This is a genomic window from Halomonas sp. I1 (genome assembly GCF_032334135.1).
Lineage (GTDB): Bacteria > Pseudomonadota > Gammaproteobacteria > Pseudomonadales > Halomonadaceae > Halomonas.
On the sequence record NZ_JAVXUS010000017.1, the window covers coordinates 1 to 17,591 of the forward strand.

Consider the following 17,591-nt stretch of genomic DNA (forward strand, 5'->3'; position numbering starts at 1 on the left):
TACGGCTTACGGCTTACGGCTTACGGCTTACGGCTTACGGCTTACGGCTTACGGCTTACGGCTTACGGCTTACGGCTCGAGTGGAGTAATATGACAGACAGACAGCATATCCAGGTTCTCGATCCGCGGTTGGCCAACCAGATTGCCGCGGGTGAGGTGGTCGAGCGACCGTCGTCGGTGGTCAAGGAGCTGGTCGAGAACGCCATCGATGCCGGCAGCCGGCGTATCGAGGTGGAGCTGGAGTCCGGCGGGGCGCGACTGATCCGGGTGCGTGATGACGGCGTCGGCATCGGCGAAGAGGATCTGCCGCTGGCCTTGTCGCGTCATGCCACCAGCAAGATCGCGTCCCTCGACGACCTCGAGGGCGTGGCGAGCCTGGGGTTTCGCGGCGAGGCGCTGGCCTCGATCAGCTCGGTGTCGCGCCTGGAGTTGATGTCCAACGTCGAGGAGGATCCGACGAGTGGCTGGCGCGTGGTCGTGGAAGGTCGCCGCATGGAACCTCGGGTTACCCCCTCGCCGCACCCACGTGGCACCTCGGTCACGGTGCGCGACCTGTTCTTCAATACGCCGGCACGACGCAAGTTTCTGCGCACCGAGAAGACCGAGTTCGGCCACGTTGAAGAAGCCTTTCGACGCCAGGCGCTGTCGCGCCTGGATCTCGGCTGGGTGCTGCGCCACAACCAGAAGACCATCCATCAGTTGAGCCCCGGGGGCGATCTGGTCGGCCACGAGCGTCGTCTTCAGGCCCTGCTGGGCAAGGGCTTCCTGGAAAACGCCCTGCACCTGGATATCGAGACCGGCGGATTGCGCCTGTGGGGCTGGGTCGGTCTGCCGACTCACTCCCGGGCTCAGGCCGATCAGCAGTATTTCTTCGTCAATGGGCGGGTGGTGCGTGATCGGCTGGTGGCCCATGCCATTCGCCAGGCGTATCGGGACGTACTCTTCCATGGCCGCCATCCCGTGTTTGTCTTGTATCTGGAGGTCGACCCCACGGTGGTGGATGTCAACGTCCATCCGACCAAGCATGAAGTGCGCTTCCGCGATGGGCGCATGGTGCATGATTTCCTGTTTTCCAGCCTGCACCGGGCACTCGGTGAGGCGCGTGCCGGCCAGCCGGGCGAAGGCACGGTGACAGAAGGGGCGCCTGACGCGGAAGGGGCGTCGGAAGAGGTGCCGTCGGCGGCGAATGGCGTGGCCGAGTCCGCCGGACGCTGGCAGCAACAACCCATGGCGCTGCATGGGCGTGATGAAGAGGGGGGGCAGAAGGTTACCCCGGACCGTGTGCGTGCTTTCATGGAGGGCTATCGTGCCCTTCACCCCGAGCACGAGGAGAGCCTGCTGACACCTCAGCCATCCGCGCCGGGAGCGGGAGGGAGCGCCGCCGAGGTGGCGCTGGCCGAGCGAGAGTCCTCTCCCGATGCGGCGACAACCGCCGCGGCTTCGGCACCGTCGATGCCGGAGGAAGATGCCACGCGGGCGCCGCCCCTGGGCTACGCTGTTGCCCAGTTGCACGGTATCTACATACTCTCCCAGACCGAGCGTGGTCTGGTGGTGGTGGATATGCACGCCGCCCATGAGCGTATCGTCTATGAGCGCATGAAATCGCAGGTGCATGGAGACGCCGGTGACGGGGGCGGTCTGCAGGCCCAGCCGTTGCTGGTGCCGGTATCTCTGGCGGCCAGTGCCGCCGAGGTGGCGACCGCCGAGGCCGAGCGTGGCGCCTTCTCGCGGCTGGGCGTGGAGCTCGATGTGGCCGGCCCGGAAACGCTTCTGGTGCGCCAGGTGCCGGCCTTGCTGGTCGATGCCGATGTCGAGCCGCTGGTGCGCGACATGCTGGGTGACCTCGAGCGTTACGGGCGTTCCGATCGACTCGAGGCCCATATCAATGAACTGCTGTCGACCATGGCCTGTCATGGTAGCGTACGGGCCAACCGCCAGTTGACGACGGCGGAGATGAATGCGCTGCTGCGTGACATGGAACGTACCGAGCGCAGCGGCCAGTGCAACCATGGCCGTCCCACCTGGACCGAGATGAGCCTCAAGGAACTGGATCGCCTGTTCCTGCGAGGCCAATGACCCGACGGAGACTTCATGAGCGACACGCGCCCGCCGGCCATCTTCCTGATGGGGCCGACTGCCGTGGGCAAGACCGACATGGCCATCGCCCTGCATGAGCGACTGGGGTGCGAGCTGATCAGCGTCGATTCGGCGATGGTCTACCGTGGCATGGATATCGGCAGCGCCAAGCCGACATCGCGGGAGCTGGCGCGGGCGCCGCATCGCTTGATCGATATCCGTGACCCGGCCGATCCTTATTCGGCGGCGGCGTTCCGCGAAGATGCGCGCCGCGAGATGCGTCGTATCACCGACGCCGGGCGCGTGCCCCTACTGGTCGGTGGGACCATGATGTATTACCAGCGGCTCTGGGTGGGCGAACCCAACCTTCCATCAGGGGATCCGTCGATCCGGGCCGAACTGGATCGGGAAGTCGAACAACGTGGGCTGGCCGCCCTGCATGAAGAGCTCTCACGGATCGATCCGCGTGCCGCCCGACGCATCCACCCCAATGATCCCCAGCGCCTGACGCGGGCATTGGAAGTCTATCGCATCAGTGGACGCTCGCTCACCGAACACTGGGATGAGCAGCGACCGGAAACCTTCCCCTGGCGAACGTTGTCGATAGGGCTCGCCCCGGCCGACCGAAGTGTGCTGCACTCACGGATAGCGGCTCGGTTCGATGCCATGCTCGAGGCGGGATTTCTCGATGAGGTGGCCGGCCTGAAGGCGCGGCATGACCTGCATGCGAGACTACCGGCGATGAAGAGCGTGGGGTATCGTCAGGCCTGGGAGTACCTGGAAGGGCAGGTCGACCGAGAGACGCTGCGGCGCCGGGGGATCGTCGCCACGCGGCAGCTGGCCAAGCGCCAACTGACCTGGATGCGTGGCTGGCCCGAACTGCATTGGGTCGACATTCTGGGCGGTGAGCCACTCGATCATGTCGTGAAATTGGTGCGCGAATTCAGCAGTTAGCGTAAGATGAGCGTTCCATGAGACCGGCTGATCGGGCTTCACCGGGCAAGAGTGCCACCTCGGGAATTGAGGTGGGCACCCAATAACACTATCAACCCCATAAGAGATAATTTAGGGAGAGCAACATGTCCAAAGGACAGTCCCTTCAAGATCCATACCTGAACGTACTGCGCAAGGAGCGCATTCCGGTGTCGATCTTCCTGGTCAACGGCATCAAGCTGCAGGGCCAGATCGAGTCCTTCGACCAATTTGTCATTCTGCTGCGCAATACGGTCAGCCAGATGGTCTACAAGCATGCCATCTCCACGGTGGTGCCGTCGCGCAACGTGCGTCTGCCGGCAACCGATGTGCCCGCGCAGCCGGACAGCGACGCGTGAGGTATTGATTGTTTTTCGAACGTCCCGACGCCGGTGAGACGGCGGTACTCGTCCATGTGGACTTCCAGGACGAAAGAGAGCGTGAGGATTCCGGTGAATTTCTCGAGCTCGTACGCTCTGCCGGTGCGGAGCCGGCTACGCTGCTGACCGGCAGTCGAGGTCGGCCCGATCCGCGCTTCTTCATCGGCGCGGGCAAGGTGGAAGAAGTCCGCGATGCACTGGCGGTCCACAAGGCTGAGCTGGTGATCTTCAATCATGCCCTCAGTCCCTCCCAGGAGCGCAATGTCGAGCAGTCGCTCAAGTGCCGTGTGCTGGATCGCACGGGGCTGATTCTCGACATCTTTGCCCAGCGGGCGCGGACCCATGAGGGCAAGCTGCAGGTCGAACTGGCTCAACTGGAGTACATGTCGACTCGACTGGTACGTGGCTGGACTCACCTGGAGCGGCAGAAGGGCGGTATCGGCCTGCGCGGTCCGGGGGAAACCCAGCTGGAGACCGACCGCCGTTTGCTGCGTGGTCGCATCAAGGCCATTCACAAGCGCCTGGACAAGGTGCGTAGCCAGCGCGGCCAGAATCGCCGTGCCCGTTCGCGGGCCGAAATTCCCAGCGTGTCGCTGGTCGGCTATACCAATGCCGGCAAGTCGACACTGTTCAACGCTCTGACCGAGTCCAGGGTCTATGCGGCGGACCAGCTGTTCGCTACCCTCGACCCCACCTTGAGGCGTCTCGAGGTCGAGGACGTGGGGCCGGTCGTGCTGGCCGATACCGTGGGTTTCATACGGCATCTGCCTCACAAGCTGGTGGAAGCTTTCCAGGCGACGCTTCAGGAAGCCGCCGAAGCGAGTCTGCTGGTTCATGTGATCGATGCCGCGGACCCGGACCGCGACCTCAATGTGAGTCAGGTAAACGAGGTGCTGGGCGAGATCGGTGCGCTGGATGTGCCGACGCTCAAGGTGATGAACAAGGTCGACCTGTTCGACAGCGCACCGCGCATCGAACGCAATGCCGAAGGACGGCCCGAGTCGGTGTGGTTGTCGGCCAAGGACGGTCGCGGGCTGGCGCTTTTCGAGCAGGCGCTCTCGGAATGCCTGGCCGACGATATCATCGACTTCGATATCACCCTGGCACCTGCTCAGGGCAAGCTGCGAGCGGGCCTTCACGACCTGGGGGCGGTACGCGAAGAGCGTTTCGATGAGCAGGGGCGTACCTTGCTCGAGGTACGGCTGCCGCGACGTGACTTTCTGCAATTGATGGCGCGTCTGGGCGAAAGCGCCAACGACTACCTGCCGCAGGAATTGCAGGAAGGTCCCGTTTGGGAGCAGTGAGTCGCCTTCGGGCGTCGGTCGGCGTCGCCAACGCCGGTCGACGCCACAAGGATCGCAACGATGCCCGTCGCGACACTCCGGTGCGCGGCGGTACGCAACGCATAGTGGAGACGACGTATGGCCTGGAATGAGCCCGGTGGCGGCAACCAGCATGACCCCTGGAGTGGTGGGGGCCGCCGTGGTGGCAACGGCGGTGGAGGCAAGGGGGGCGGCAACCAGGGCCCCCCGGATCTCGACGAGGCCCTGAAGAAGTTTCAGAACAAGCTCAATGGCATGTTGGGCGGCCGCGGCAAGCGTGGCGGCAATGGTGGCGGCTCGGGCGGCGGCGGCAAGCCGCGCAACGTTTTCGCATTGCCGGGCCTGCTGCTGATCGTGGCACTGGCCATCTGGGCGGCGTCAGGGTTCTATCTGGTCGATCAGGCCGAACGGGGCGTGGTGCTGCGTTTCGGCAAGTACCAGGAAACCGTGACGCCGGGCCTGCAATGGAATCCGCCGTTGATCGATGACGTTCGCATGGTCAATGTGACCCGGGTACGTTCCATTACCCAGACCCAGTCGATGCTGACCCAGGACGAGAACATCGTGTCCGTCGAGATTTCGGCTCAGTACCAGGTGGCCGATCCGCGCGGTTACGTGCTGAACGTGCGTGACCCCGAGCTGAGCCTGGAAAACGCCCTGAATTCCGCCCTGCGCCATGTGGTGGGCGGCACCGACATGATCGATATCCTGACCTCGGGCCGCGAGATCCTCGGCAGCTCGGTCAACAGCCGCCTGCAGTCCTATCTGGACAGCTATGGTACCGGCATTCTGCTGCAGACCTTGAACATCGAGTCCACCTCGCCGCCGGATGCGGTGCAGGATGCCTTCGATGACGTGATTCGTGCCCGCGAGGATCGCCAGCGCACCATCAACGAGGCCATGGCCTATGCCAATGCGGTGATTCCCGCCGCTCAGGGCCAGGCCCAGCGCATCGTCGAACAGGGGCAGGGGTATCGCGAATCGGTGGTAGCCGAGGCGCGTGGTCAGGCCAATCGCTTCAATGCCCTCTTGACCCAGTACCAGGATGCTCCGGCCATCATGCGTGAGCGCCTCTATCTGGACACGCTCTCCGAGGTCTACAGCGGTACGCCGAAGGTGATGGTCGACGTCGCCGAGCAGAGCCCGCTGATGGTCCTGCCGATGGATCGCCTCAAGCGCAGTGGCACCACCGGTGGCCAGGCGAGCGATAGCGACACGCAGCTGGATCCACAGTTGCTCGAGCGGCTGCGCAATATCCAGTCCTCGTCCAGTTCGAGCAGCAGCAACAGCAGCAACAGCAACGGAATTCGCAGGGAGGGTCGCTGAAATGATCAATAATCGTTCCCTGCTCATCGTCGGTGGCCTGGCTGCCGTCGCCTGGCTGGCCAGCAGCAGTCTGTATGTGGTCGACGAGACCGAGCGTGCGGTGAAGCTGCGCTTCGGCGAGGTCGTCGAGGAGAACATCCAGCCGGGCTTGCATGCCAAGATTCCGATCACCCAGACGATCCGCAAGTTCGATACGCGTGTACTGACGCTGGATACCGATGCCAGTCGCTACCTGACGCTCGAGCAGAAGGCAGTGATCGTCGACTCCTACGTCAAGTGGCAGGTGGTCAACCCGACCCGCTACTACGAGGCCACCGCCGGTGACGAGATGCAGGCTGTGCGCCTGATTCAGCCTCGGGTCGACGAGAGCCTGCGTAACGAGTTCGGTCGCCTGAACCTGTCGCAGATCATCTCCGAGCAGCGCGACGAGTTGATGACCGGGCCTACCGAGGAACTCGACAAGCTGATGCGCGAAGAGCTCGGGGTAGCGATCCTCGACATTCGCGTCAAACGCATCGATCTGCCCGAGGATGTCTCCTCGGCGGTGTACGATCGCATGCGCTCGGAGCGCGAGCGCGAAGCCCGCGAATGGCGTGCCCAGGGTCAGGAAGAAGCCGAGCGCATTCGCGCCAATGCCGACCGGCGTCGTCAGGTCCTGCTGGCCCAGGCCCAGGAACGTTCCGAGACCCTGCGGGGCGAGGGTGACGCCGAAGCGGCGGCGATCTTCTCGCAGGCTTATGGCAAGGACGAGGAATTCTTCTCCTTCTGGCGTAGCCTCGGCGCCTATCGCGACAGCTTCCAGGGTGATGGCGACATGCTGGTGCTGGATCCGTCCAGCGATTTCTTCCAGTATCTCAAGAGCCCGACGCCGACCGACGAATGAACCGGCCGGCCTGGCGTCGGTGCCAAGATGGTACCGGCGCCAGGGTTCATCCTGATGCGAAACGTGATAGAATCGGTAAACCGGGCGTGGCCCGGTTTTTTTGTGGCCTATCCACTCCCGGCGAGCTTTCTCCGGCATCCCGCCATGCTTATGTTCCGTCATGCCGCGAGGCTCGCGCAGGCCAACCACTGTCTTGCAGGAAGAACGACATGACCATCGCTGACCGCTGGCTCTTGCCCGACGGCATGGACGAAGTGCTGCCGCCCCAGGCCAGCCGCATGGAGGAATTGCGCCGGGCGTTGCTCGATCTCTATCACGGCTGGGGCTATGACCAGGTCATGCCGCCCCCCGTGGAGTTTCTCGACTCTCTGCTGACCGGAACCGGTACCGAGCTGGATCTGCAGACCTTCAAGCTCACCGACCAGATGACCGGCCGCATGATGGGGGCCAGCGCCGATGTCACCCCGCAGGTGGCCCGCATGGATGCTCACTCCCTCAAGCGACAGGGGCCCGTTCGGCTATGCTATTGCGCCAATGTGCTGCGCGCCAAGGCCGACCAGTATCAGGGTGGCCGAAGCCCGGTACAGGTGGGGCTGGAGCTCTTCGGGCATGCCGGTCTCGAGGCCGATCTCGAGATTCTGCGCCTGGCGTTGACGAGCCTGTCCGTCGCTGGAGCCGGCGAGGTCCACCTGGCGCTCGGCCATATCGGTATCTACCGTAGCCTGGTGGAAGCTGCTGAGCTGTCTCCGGAACAGGAGCGCGCGGTGTTCGAGGCCCTGGAGCTCAAGTCGCCGGGCGCCCTGTCGAGCCGGGTCGAGGAGTGTGTCGATGACCCGGTGCTGGCGGAGATGTTCCGTGCCCTGGTGGCGTTGCACGGTGGCCCCGAGGTGCTCGACGAAGCCCGAGAGGCGTTCGCCGAAGCGCCCCAGGCAGTGGGCGCCGCCCTCGACCAGTTGCGGGCACTGCACCGTGGCGTGATCGCCGAGCATCCGGACGTCGATCTCTATTTCGACCTGGCCGAGCTGCGAGGGTATCAATACCACACCGGCATGATGTTCTCTGCCTATGTACCCGGTTACGGCCAGGCCCTGGCCAAGGGTGGGCGCTATGACGACACCGGACGTGCCTTCGGGCGTGCCCGACCAGCCACCGGCTTCTCCCTGGAACTCAAGCTGTTGGCAACCCTGACGCCGAAAGAATCCCGTGGTGAGGGGATCTGGGCGCCGGCCGAGGGTGAGGGACTGGCCGAGGTCGTCAAGGACCTGCGTCAGCAGGGGGAACGGGTCGTCCAGGCGCTGCCGGGACAGCGGACCGGTCCCGAACAGCACCACTGTCAGCGGCACCTGGTACCGACCGATGGCGGCTGGCGGGTGGAATCGCTGCCATCTTCCGATGACCCCGCCTGACGCCAGGCGAACCGTTTTTTTCGACGCCGGCCGATGCCGGTGTGCAGCAACGAGAGACAAGACACTATGGGCAAGAACGTAGTCGTACTGGGCACCCAGTGGGGTGATGAGGGCAAGGGCAAGGTGGTCGATCTGCTGACCGAATCCGCCGATGCCGTGGTGCGTTTCCAGGGCGGGCACAATGCCGGCCATACGCTGGTCATCGATGGCGAGAAGACGGTGTTGCACCTGATTCCCTCCGGCATCCTGCGAGAGGACAAGACCTGCGTGATCGGCAATGGTGTGGTGCTGTCTCCGGAGGCATTGATCGAGGAGATTCGTGAGCTGGAGGCCAAGGGGGTACCGGTCCGTGACCGCCTTCGCCTGTCGCCGGCATGCCCCTTGATCCTGCCGTATCACGTGCGTCTCGACCAGGCACGCGAGAAGGCGCGTGGCGTGGCCAAGATCGGCACCACCGGCCGGGGCATCGGGCCGGCCTACGAGGACAAGGTGGCGCGTCGGGGCCTGCGTCTCGGCGATATGCTGCATCGCGAGCGCTTTGCCTCCAAGCTCGGCGAGGTACTGGACTACCACAACTTCGTGTTGACCAAGTATCACGGCGAACCGGCGGTGGATTTCCAGCAGGTGCTCGACGATGCCATGCGCATGGCCGACGACCTGCGCGACATGGTCTGCGACACCGTGAGCCTGGTGCACGACGTGCGCAAGGCCGGCGAAAACATCCTCTTCGAGGGCGCCCAGGGCTCGCTGCTGGACATCGACCATGGCACCTATCCCTTCGTGACCAGTTCCAACACCACGGCCGGCGGTACCGCGACCGGCTCCGGCGTGGGCCCGTTGTATCTGGATTATGTGCTGGGCATCACCAAGGCCTACACGACGCGAGTCGGTTCCGGCCCCTTCCCCACGGAACTGTTCGACGAGCATGGTCGTCACCTCGCCGAGAAAGGCCACGAATTCGGTGCCACCACCGGCCGCGCTCGCCGCTGTGGTTGGTTCGACGCCGTAGCCTTGCGTCATGCCGTGCAGATCAACTCGGTGTCGGGGCTCTGCCTCACCAAGCTCGACGTGCTCGATGGCCTGGAAAACATTCGCGTCTGTGTCGGCTATCGCAGCAAGGATGGCGATGTCCTCGATGCTCCGGTGGATTCCGAGGGCTATGAGGCCATCGAGCCGGTCTACGAGGACCTGCCGGGCTGGAACGAGTCGACCATCGGGGTGAAAAGCGTCGATGAGCTGCCCGCCAATGCGCGCGCCTACATCCGTTTCCTCGAGGAGCAGGTGGGCACGCCCATCGATATCATCTCGACCGGGCCGGATCGCAACGAAACCATCGTGTTGCGCAATCCTTTCGCCGAGTAGATCGCCAACCGAGTGAGCCTGGCATCGCCGGGCAGTGCTGAACCGCAACGCCGCCTACCGGAGTTTCCGGCAGGCGGCGTTTTTTGTTGCGACCGTCATGCCCTTTGGGGGGGCAGTTCAGCGGCGGTGACGTTTTTCGGCCGCGACAAACGATATCGCCCCGCACGGAGCGGGGCGATATCGTCTTTCACGCGTCTGACTCGCGAGTCAGAGGTGCGCTTCAGACACTCTTGGGCTCGCTCATCAGGCCCTTGATGATGGCGTAGCAGGCCACCAGCAGTACCAGGGTGAAGGGCAGCCCAGTGGTGATTACCGCGGTCTGCAGGGCCGTCAGCCCGCCGCCCAGCAGCAGGGCGATGGCGATGGCACCCTCGATGAGGCACCAGAACACGCGCTGTGACGTCGGTGCGTCGACCTTGCCGCCGGCGGTGATGGAGTCGATCACCAGCGAGCCGGAGTCCGACGAGGTGATGAAGAACACCATGACCAGCACGATGCCGACGAAAGACGTGATGCTGGTCAACGGGAGCTGGCCGAGCATGGTGAACAGTTGCAGCTCGAGTGCCGCGTTCTGTACGCCCTCGAAGCCATCGGTAATGTACTGGTCGATGGCGGTGCCGCCGAAGGCAGTCATCCACAGCACCGAAACCACGGATGGCACCAGCAGCACGGCAATCAGGAACTCACGCACGCTGCGGCCACGGCTGACCCGCGCGATGAACATGCCGACGAAGGGCGACCAGGAGATCCACCAGGCCCAGTAGAAGGCGGTCCAACCTTGGCTGAAGTTGGCATCCTCGCGCCCGAAGGGCATGGACAGCGCCGGCAGATTGACGATGTAAGCCACCAGGTTCTCGAAGAAGCCCGTGGCGATCATCAGGGTCGGACCGACGGCGATCACGAAGATCAGCAGAAGGAAGGCCAGTGCCATGTTGAGCTGCGAGAGCCGCTGTACGCCCTTGTCGACGCCCATCACGACGGAACCCAAGGCCACGATCGTGATGCCCAGGATGAGCAGCACCATGGTGGCGTCGGTATCGGGTGTCCCGAACAGGTAGCCGAGCCCCGCCGAGGCCTGGGAGGCACCGAGCCCCAGCGACGTGGCCAGGCCGAAGAGGGTGGCAAATACCGCCAGGATGTCGATGACATGACCGGCCCAACCCCAGACGCGCTCACCCAGCACCGGGTAGAAGATCGAGCGCATGGTCAGCGGAAGGCCCTTGTTGTAGGAGAACAGCGCCAGTGCCAGGGCGACGACGGCATAGATCCCCCAGGGGTGCAGGCCCCAGTGGAAAATGGTCGCGGCCATGCCCAGGGTGATGGCGCCCTGTTGGTCGCCACCGGCAGCGCCCAGTGGGGCCCAGTCGGTCCGTACACCATTTTCCACCGTGGTGCCGCCCATGGCGGTACCGAAGTGCGTCATCGGCTCGGAGACACCGTAGAACATCAGGCCGATGCCCATCCCGGCAGCGAACAGCATGGCGAACCAGCCAGCATAGCTGAAGTCAGGGGTGGCATGGGCCCCGCCGATGCGTACCTTGCCCAGAGGCGTGAAGATCAGCACCACGGCGAGGATGACGAAGATATTGGCGGCCAGCAGGAAGAACCATGACAGGTTGCCGGTCAACACATCGAAGATGGCGTTGAAGAGCGGCTCGACCTGGTTCTGCATGGCCAGGGTTGCGATCACGAAGAACAGGATCACCAGCGAGGAGATGGTGAAGACCTTGCCGTGAAGGTCCATGTCCACCCCGAACTTGCTGCCGGTGATGTTGTCCTGACCGATCACGTAATCGGTATCGATTAGGTTGGCGGGCCCATCCGGGGCTGGAATGCCCTCGGACCCCGTATTGGCCTCTTGGGCTTTATCGTCGTTCGTCACGGGACTTCTCCTTGTTGACGTCGATGAACAGTGAAAAGCGAGGCGTCAGTCGCGCGGTAGATGCGCGAGGGCTCCCGACACCTCGGCATGAGTGGCGACCTTGCCGCCAAGCGAGAGGTCTGCATTGGCCCGATGGGGGGAAAGCTTCGCCACCCGATCGGTACCGACCTCGTCGATGGGTTCCACAAATGCCGGATCCATGGGCACCATGATCCGCCTTGGCATGTTCCGTGTTCCTCCCTGGTGTCTCGCTTGTTGATGACACGACAAGTGTGGTCGTTTGACGATGATCGCGCGGGTCGTCACTTTCAACGGCCTGTTTCGCCACGAATCGTTGCATACCGTACATCATCTCATGCGAATCGTCTGCGCCTGGCGACACATCTGGGCGGGGATGGCTATGTCATGTCGCGATCATGACCGTCCGAACGATTGTTTTGATGAGTAATCCTGCTCTCAGGACTTGATGTATTGCACTTCTTCATCCTTGTCGTGCGCCAGCATGACACCGGCATGAAAAAGGGAGGCACCGGACTGGTGCCTCCCCTCCACGATGTTCGAGCCATCATGAATGCTGGCTCGAACTCACGACTCGGGCAGCCACTCCTGCACGACGTCCTGATTGTCCTCGACCCACTGTTTGGCGTTCTCGTACGGGTCGGAACCTTCCTCCTGGTTCATCAACATGACTTCGCCCATCTGCTCGGGCGTCCACTCGAAGGCATCGAGGATGGCGTAGGCCTCCGGCATGTCCTCCTCGAGTCCCTGGCGGGCGATGGTGTTGATGTGCTCGGCGCCCCCATAGACGTTCTCGGGGTCCTCCAGGTACTTGAGGTCCCAGCGCGCGAACATCCAGTGTGGCGTCCAGCCGGTGACCACGATGTCACGCTCGTTCTGGATGGCCGATTGCAGGGCGGCGGTCATGGTGGCGCCGCTACCGCTGCGCAGACTGAGGTCCAGGCCATACTCGTCGACGACGTCTTCGGTCAGGCCCATCAGGCCGGCGCCCGGGTCAATGCCGATGATCTCGTTGTCGAAGGTACCGGCGTTGGCGTTGAGCTCATCGATGGAGTCGACGTCCGTGTACTCGGGCACGACCAGCCCGAGCTTGGTGCCTTGCAGGTTCGGGCCGAGGTTCTCGACCTTGTCGCCGACGCGTTCCAGATAATCGGCGTGCGTCGACGGCAGCCAGGCGGCGACGATGGCGTCGGAATCGCCGGTGGAAACGGCTTGCCACATGGCGGCGGCAGACAACGAGGTCAACTCGACGTCGTAGCCGGCCTGTTCCAGCACGGCACGTACTACGTTGGTGGAGGCGACTTCCGAGGACCACTCGACATACCCCAGCTCGACGGTTCCCTTGTCCTGAGCCTGGGCGGTACCGGCGGCGAGGGCGGTGCCGGCGGCCAGTGCGATGCCAGCGATGCGAAGATGATGGCGCATGGGTTGCTTGGTCATCCGTTTTGCCTTTATTGAAGATGTACCTAAAGGATGCAGACGCGGGCGCAGGTATGCAACCTTGCTCCCGCGACGCTGACGGGATATCAGGACTTGCGTTGCTTGCGCAGCGACTGGGTGACGCGGTCGAGGATCATGGCCAGGATGACCACCGCGATACCGGCTTCGAAGCCGTCACCCGGGCGAAGGCGCTGGATGGCGCGCCAGACTTCGCTGCCCAGGCCATCGGCGCCGATCATCGCCGCGATCACCACCATGGAAAGTGCCAGCATGATCGTCTGGTTGATGCCGGCCATGACCGTGGGCAACGACATCGGCAACTGGACCTTGATCAGCTTCTGACTGCGCGTGGCGCCATAGGCATCGGCGGCTTCGACGAGTTCCACCGGTACCTGACGGATACCCAGGGTGGTGAAGCGGATCGCCGGTGGCATGGAGAAGATCACGGTGGCGAAGATCGCCGACACGGAGCCGATGCCGAAGAAGGGAATCGCCGGGATCAGGTAGACGAAGGCCGGCATGGTCTGCATGAAGTCCAGCACCGGCATGATGGTCTTGTAGAGTCGCTCGGAGAGCGCGGCGGCGATGCCCACTGGCAGGGCGATGACCACTGCCACCAGGGTGGCGATCACCACCAGGGTCAGGGTCTCGATCATCGGGTCCCAGAGGCCCAGGTTCCAGATCAGCGCCAGGCCGACGGCGGCGCCGATGGCCAAGCGAGAGTTGGCCAGCCACCAGCACAGGGCCACGATGATCGCCAGCAGTGACCAGTCGGGCAGCCACATGAGCGCATCGTTGAGGCCATCGATACCGGTCTGTGTCACACGGGAGATGCCGCGGGTCACCACGGAGTATTCCGTGGTCAGCCAGTTCAGGCCGCCCTCGATCCAGTCGCCGAGCGGAATGCGCGGAATGTCGATAGCCATCAGTCTTCTCCTGCCTGTGCGAGTTCATCCAGGACGGCGCCCTTGACCACCACGCCCTGAAGCACCTTGTCGTCGTCCACGACGGCGATGGGGAAACGGTTCTCGCTGAACATGGCGAACAGGTTGTGCAGCGGCTCTTCCCGCGTCACGCTACGAAAGTCCTGCGTCATGGCCTCGGTCACCTTTTCCTTGCCCTGCTCCAGCGCTTCGCTCGCGGCATCGGCGTCGATCAGCCCGATCAGGCGGCGTTCGCGGTCGAGGATGTAAATGGAGTCGAGGCTGTGTTCGCGCATCTTGCGCAATGCGGTGCGTGGGCCGTCACTGTCGCGCACCGTGGAGCGCACCTTGCGCATGGCGCTCTCGGCGGTGAGGATGCGTGACTTGTCGACGCCCTCGATGAAGCGACGTACATAGTCATCCGCTGGTTTGGTGAGGATTTCCTCGGGCGTGCCGATCTGCACCACTTCACCGTCCTTGAGCAGCACGATGCGATCGCCGATGGTCAGTGCCTCATCGAGGTCATGGGTGATGAAGACGGTGGTCTTCTGCATGCGGTGCTGCAGGGCCAGCAGTTCCTGCTGCATGTCGCCGCGAATCAATGGGTCCAGTGCCGAGAAGGCCTCGTCCATCAGCAGTACGGTGGCGTCGTTGGCCAGTGCACGGGCCAGGCCGACACGTTGCTGCATGCCGCCGGAGAGCTGATTGGGATAGGCGTCCTCCCAGCCGTCCAGGCCGACCTGCTTGAGAGAGTTGTCCGCGGCTTCCCGCCGCGTTGCCGTGTCGATACCCCGAACTTCGAGGCCGAACTCGGCGTTCTGGCGCACGGTACGATTGGGGAAGAGGGCGAAGTTCTGGAACACCATGGAGAAGTGGCGTCGGCGGCACTCCAGGAGTTCCTTCTCCTTGAGATCGGGAATGTTCTCGCCGTCGATGACGATCTCGCCTTCGGTGGGCTCGATCAGTCGGTTGAGGCAGCGGATCAGGGTCGACTTGCCCGATCCGGAGAGCCCCATGATCACCAGAAGTTCACCCTCGTGAACATCGAAATCGATGTTGGAGAGGCCCAGGGTCTGGCCGGTCTTGTCGAGGATCTCGGGCCGCTTCAGGCCCTGGTCGCGCAATTCGAGCGCCTTCTTCGGCTGGCTGCCGAAGACCTTGCTGAGATTGCGGACCCGAATCTTGACGTTTCGGTTGTCACTCATTGCTGTGCCTTAGTGGCCCCTGGCCGTGGCGCGGACGCCCTGACCGGTGCCTGGTTGGGATGAGGGGACGCATCAGGATGCCGGGCGACAGTCGTGATGCGCGCGAGGCGGCATACCCTAGCGTTGGTTGAATGGTTATTCAAACACACCGGGCGGCCATGAGCGCTCAGGAAGCGCAGGATGCGGCGCCTCCCGTTGACTGTGCCGCCGGCAACAGCCGAAAGAGGCTACCGTTGGAGGCGTCGTTGAGCAAGTACAGGGCACCATCGGCTCCCTGGTGGATATCGCGGATTCGGCCGATATCGCCGTCGAGAATCACCTCGCGCTCCGCCACGGCGTCTTTCTCCAGCGATAGCCGCACCAGCGTCTCGCTGGCGAGCCCACCGGCCAGCAGGTCTCCCGTCCAGCCGGGGAAGGTATCGCCGGTGATATCGGTCAGCCCGGAGGGAGCAAAGCGGCCCTCGAAGACGTGTACCGGGTCACGCATGCCCGGTGCGCTGTCCTTGCCGAGGGGGAGGTTGGTGACGTAATCACGGCCTCGGGTGACCTCCGGCCAGCCATAGTTTTCGCCGGCGACGAGCCGATTGAGCTCATCGCCGGTACGAGGGCCATGTTCGGTCGACCAGGGCGTGCCATCTTCGGCCACGACGAGACCCTGGGGGTTGCGATGCCCAAGGCTGAAGATCTCGTCATCTATCCCCGGATCATCGACAAAGGGGTTGTCCGAGGGCGCCTTGCCCGTGGCTGTCAGGCGGAGAAGGCTGCCGGCATGATCCTCGCCATCCTGGGCTCGTGCGGCGTCGACGCCGCGATCCCCGATGCTCATCAGCAGGGTGCCGTCGTCGAGCCAGGCCAGTCGCGAGCCATAATGGCGTCCTGGCTCGGAAAAACGGTCCTGGGTGAAGAGATGCTCGAGATCCTCGAGACGTTCACCCTGCAGCCGGGCTCGAGAGAGGGCGGTGGCGGTGCCGCCGTCGCCGGTTCGGCTCCAGGTGAAGTAGAGCCAGTCGTGCTCGCCATCGCCATGCACTTCACTGCCGAACCGGGGGTGCAGGACGATGTCGAGCAGGCCGCCCTGGCCACGGGTCGAGACACGCGGCATGCCTGCCAGTCGGGTCGTGCCTCCCTCGGGGGTCACCAGGGTGAGATGGCCCGGGCGTTCGCTGACCAGAAAACGGCCGTCGGGCAACGTGGCCAGGCTCCAGGGATGTTCCAGCCCGGAAGCGATGCGTTCGAGGCATAGCGTCAGGTGTCGTGTCTCAATGGCCGAGTCGGCATGGACCGTCATGCCGGCGGTCAGGAGTAGCCCGACAAGCGACCGGGATATCAGCGCGCGCATCCGTCCTCCCGCATGGGTCGAAATCCTGGTGTCCTGTTTCGGAGGTTCGTTGAAGAGGTGGCGGATACAGGACACAAGGCACTGTCTGAAAAGTCGGTGAGCGAAGTATAGGCGGTCGTCGCGTTGACCGTGTTACATCAAGATGGCCAGCAGGATCGGCAGATAGATCAGCGACAGCAGGGTCGAGCAGAACACCAGGCTGGCCACGTATTCCGGTTCACGCTTGGCGCGTTGAGCGAAGAGGTAGTTGAACACGGCCACCGGCATACTCATCTGCAGGATCAAGATGCCGTGCGCCATGGGGGGCAGTGCCAGCAGGCTGCCGATACCCCAGGCGGTCAGAGCGGCCAACGGAATGCGCAGCAGGCTGAAGCCGATGCCCGAGCGCAGGCTGCGCACCTGAATGCTGGCCAGCGAGACGCCGAGGGTGATCAGCATCAAGGGGACGGTGAAGCCCGAGATCAGGTCGACGCTGTTGGCCAGCCAGAGCGGCAGCTCCGTGTCGGTCAGCAGCAGGCTCAGGGAGATCAGGATGGCGTAGACCGTCGGCGTCTTGGCCAGGGACTTCAACGGATTGCCGCGGCTGGCAAGCATCGTGCCCAGGGTGAACTGGAACAGCGACACGGTCACCATCACGGTGATGCCGAAGGCGAAACCCGCTTCGCCGAAGGCGTAGAGCACCACCGGCAGTCCCATGTTGCCGGTGTTGGGATACATCGAAGGCGCCAGCATGACGCGCCAGTCCTTGCGCAGCAGTCGTGCCAGCACGAAAGCGGCGCCGGCCATGGTGGTGATCACCAGGGCAGCCGCCAGCATGGTGCGACCGAAGCTGCCGGCGTCGATCTCGGCGCCGGAGAGCGAGGCAAGCACCAGGGCCGGCGTGCCGATGTTGAAGACCAGTCGAGTCACGAAGGCGACGGGATAGTCGTGACCGAGCCGGATCCAGGTGAAGCCGAGGCCGGCGCCGGCGAGTACCGGGGCCATCACGGCGAAGAGTTGGGCGAACATGGCAATCCTTCATGAAACGGAATGTCGAGTGACGGCGGTGGCGTCCGGT

General features: G+C 63.7%; 15 protein-coding genes. 8 read left to right on the forward strand and 7 right to left on the reverse strand.

The window, feature by feature from the left end; genetic code table 11:
- Nucleotides 1–90: 90 nt before the first annotated feature.
- From mutL to RSO41_RS15190, 8 genes are all read left to right on the forward strand, one after another.
- Nucleotides 91–2,076, forward strand: coding sequence for a DNA mismatch repair endonuclease MutL (gene mutL / locus RSO41_RS15155; protein WP_315620010.1), 1,986 nt, complete (start codon nucleotides 91–93; stop codon nucleotides 2,074–2,076).
- 15 nt (nucleotides 2,077–2,091) lie between these two features.
- Complete coding sequence (gene miaA / locus RSO41_RS15160) at nucleotides 2,092–3,030, forward strand: tRNA (adenosine(37)-N6)-dimethylallyltransferase MiaA (RefSeq protein WP_315620012.1); 939 nt, start codon at nucleotides 2,092–2,094, stop codon at nucleotides 3,028–3,030.
- A gap of 125 nt (nucleotides 3,031–3,155) precedes the next feature.
- Nucleotides 3,156–3,407 carry an RNA chaperone Hfq gene (gene hfq, locus RSO41_RS15165; RefSeq protein WP_315620013.1) on the forward strand — a complete coding sequence of 84 codons (252 nt, stop codon included), beginning with the start codon at nucleotides 3,156–3,158 and terminating at the stop codon, nucleotides 3,405–3,407.
- 8 nt (nucleotides 3,408–3,415) lie between these two features.
- The gene (gene hflX, locus RSO41_RS15170; protein WP_315620015.1) at nucleotides 3,416–4,732 is read left to right on the forward strand and encodes a ribosome rescue GTPase HflX; all 1,317 of its coding nucleotides are present in this window, start codon (nucleotides 3,416–3,418) and stop codon (nucleotides 4,730–4,732) included.
- A 117-nt stretch (nucleotides 4,733–4,849) separates the two neighbouring features.
- Nucleotides 4,850–6,076: an FtsH protease activity modulator HflK gene (hflK, locus tag RSO41_RS15175; RefSeq protein ID WP_315620017.1), complete on the forward strand. Its 1,227-nt coding sequence runs from the start codon at nucleotides 4,850–4,852 to the stop codon at nucleotides 6,074–6,076.
- Nucleotide 6,077: 1 nt separating this feature from the next.
- Nucleotides 6,078–6,959 (forward strand): protease modulator HflC, encoded by an 882-nt coding sequence (hflC, locus tag RSO41_RS15180; protein WP_315620019.1) that lies wholly within the window; start codon nucleotides 6,078–6,080, stop codon nucleotides 6,957–6,959.
- 209 nt (nucleotides 6,960–7,168) lie between these two features.
- Nucleotides 7,169–8,365, forward strand: coding sequence for an ATP phosphoribosyltransferase regulatory subunit (locus RSO41_RS15185; protein ID WP_315620020.1), 1,197 nt, complete (start codon nucleotides 7,169–7,171; stop codon nucleotides 8,363–8,365).
- A gap of 66 nt (nucleotides 8,366–8,431) precedes the next feature.
- Nucleotides 8,432–9,727 (forward strand): adenylosuccinate synthase, encoded by a 1,296-nt coding sequence (locus RSO41_RS15190; protein ID WP_315620021.1) that lies wholly within the window; start codon nucleotides 8,432–8,434, stop codon nucleotides 9,725–9,727.
- 220 nt (nucleotides 9,728–9,947) lie between these two features.
- Here the strand turns inward: RSO41_RS15190 and RSO41_RS15195 are convergent, their stop codons facing one another.
- The 7 genes from RSO41_RS15195 to RSO41_RS15225 all read right to left on the reverse strand — a co-directional run bounded on the left by RSO41_RS15195 (nucleotide 9,948) and on the right by RSO41_RS15225 (nucleotide 17,542).
- Nucleotides 9,948–11,609, reverse strand: a complete 1,662-nt coding sequence (locus RSO41_RS15195; RefSeq protein ID WP_315620022.1) for a BCCT family transporter — start codon at nucleotides 11,607–11,609, stop codon at nucleotides 9,948–9,950.
- Between the two features lie 45 nt (nucleotides 11,610–11,654).
- Nucleotides 11,655–11,834, reverse strand: coding sequence for a hypothetical protein (locus RSO41_RS15200; protein ID WP_315620023.1), 180 nt, complete (start codon nucleotides 11,832–11,834; stop codon nucleotides 11,655–11,657).
- Between the two features lie 360 nt (nucleotides 11,835–12,194).
- A complete protein-coding gene (locus RSO41_RS15205; protein ID WP_315620024.1) occupies nucleotides 12,195–13,067 on the reverse strand; it encodes a glycine betaine ABC transporter substrate-binding protein in 873 nt (290 codons plus the stop codon).
- A gap of 86 nt (nucleotides 13,068–13,153) precedes the next feature.
- A complete protein-coding gene (locus RSO41_RS15210) occupies nucleotides 13,154–13,987 on the reverse strand; it encodes a proline/glycine betaine ABC transporter permease (protein ID WP_315620097.1) in 834 nt (277 codons plus the stop codon).
- A gap of 5 nt (nucleotides 13,988–13,992) precedes the next feature.
- Nucleotides 13,993–15,195 (reverse strand): glycine betaine/L-proline ABC transporter ATP-binding protein, encoded by a 1,203-nt coding sequence (locus RSO41_RS15215; RefSeq protein WP_315620025.1) that lies wholly within the window; start codon nucleotides 15,193–15,195, stop codon nucleotides 13,993–13,995.
- A gap of 166 nt (nucleotides 15,196–15,361) precedes the next feature.
- Nucleotides 15,362–16,534, reverse strand: coding sequence for a PQQ-dependent sugar dehydrogenase (locus tag RSO41_RS15220; protein ID WP_315620026.1), 1,173 nt, complete (start codon nucleotides 16,532–16,534; stop codon nucleotides 15,362–15,364).
- A gap of 132 nt (nucleotides 16,535–16,666) precedes the next feature.
- Nucleotides 16,667–17,542, reverse strand: coding sequence for an AEC family transporter (locus tag RSO41_RS15225; RefSeq protein WP_315620028.1), 876 nt, complete (start codon nucleotides 17,540–17,542; stop codon nucleotides 16,667–16,669).
- Nucleotides 17,543–17,591 lie beyond the last annotated feature (49 nt).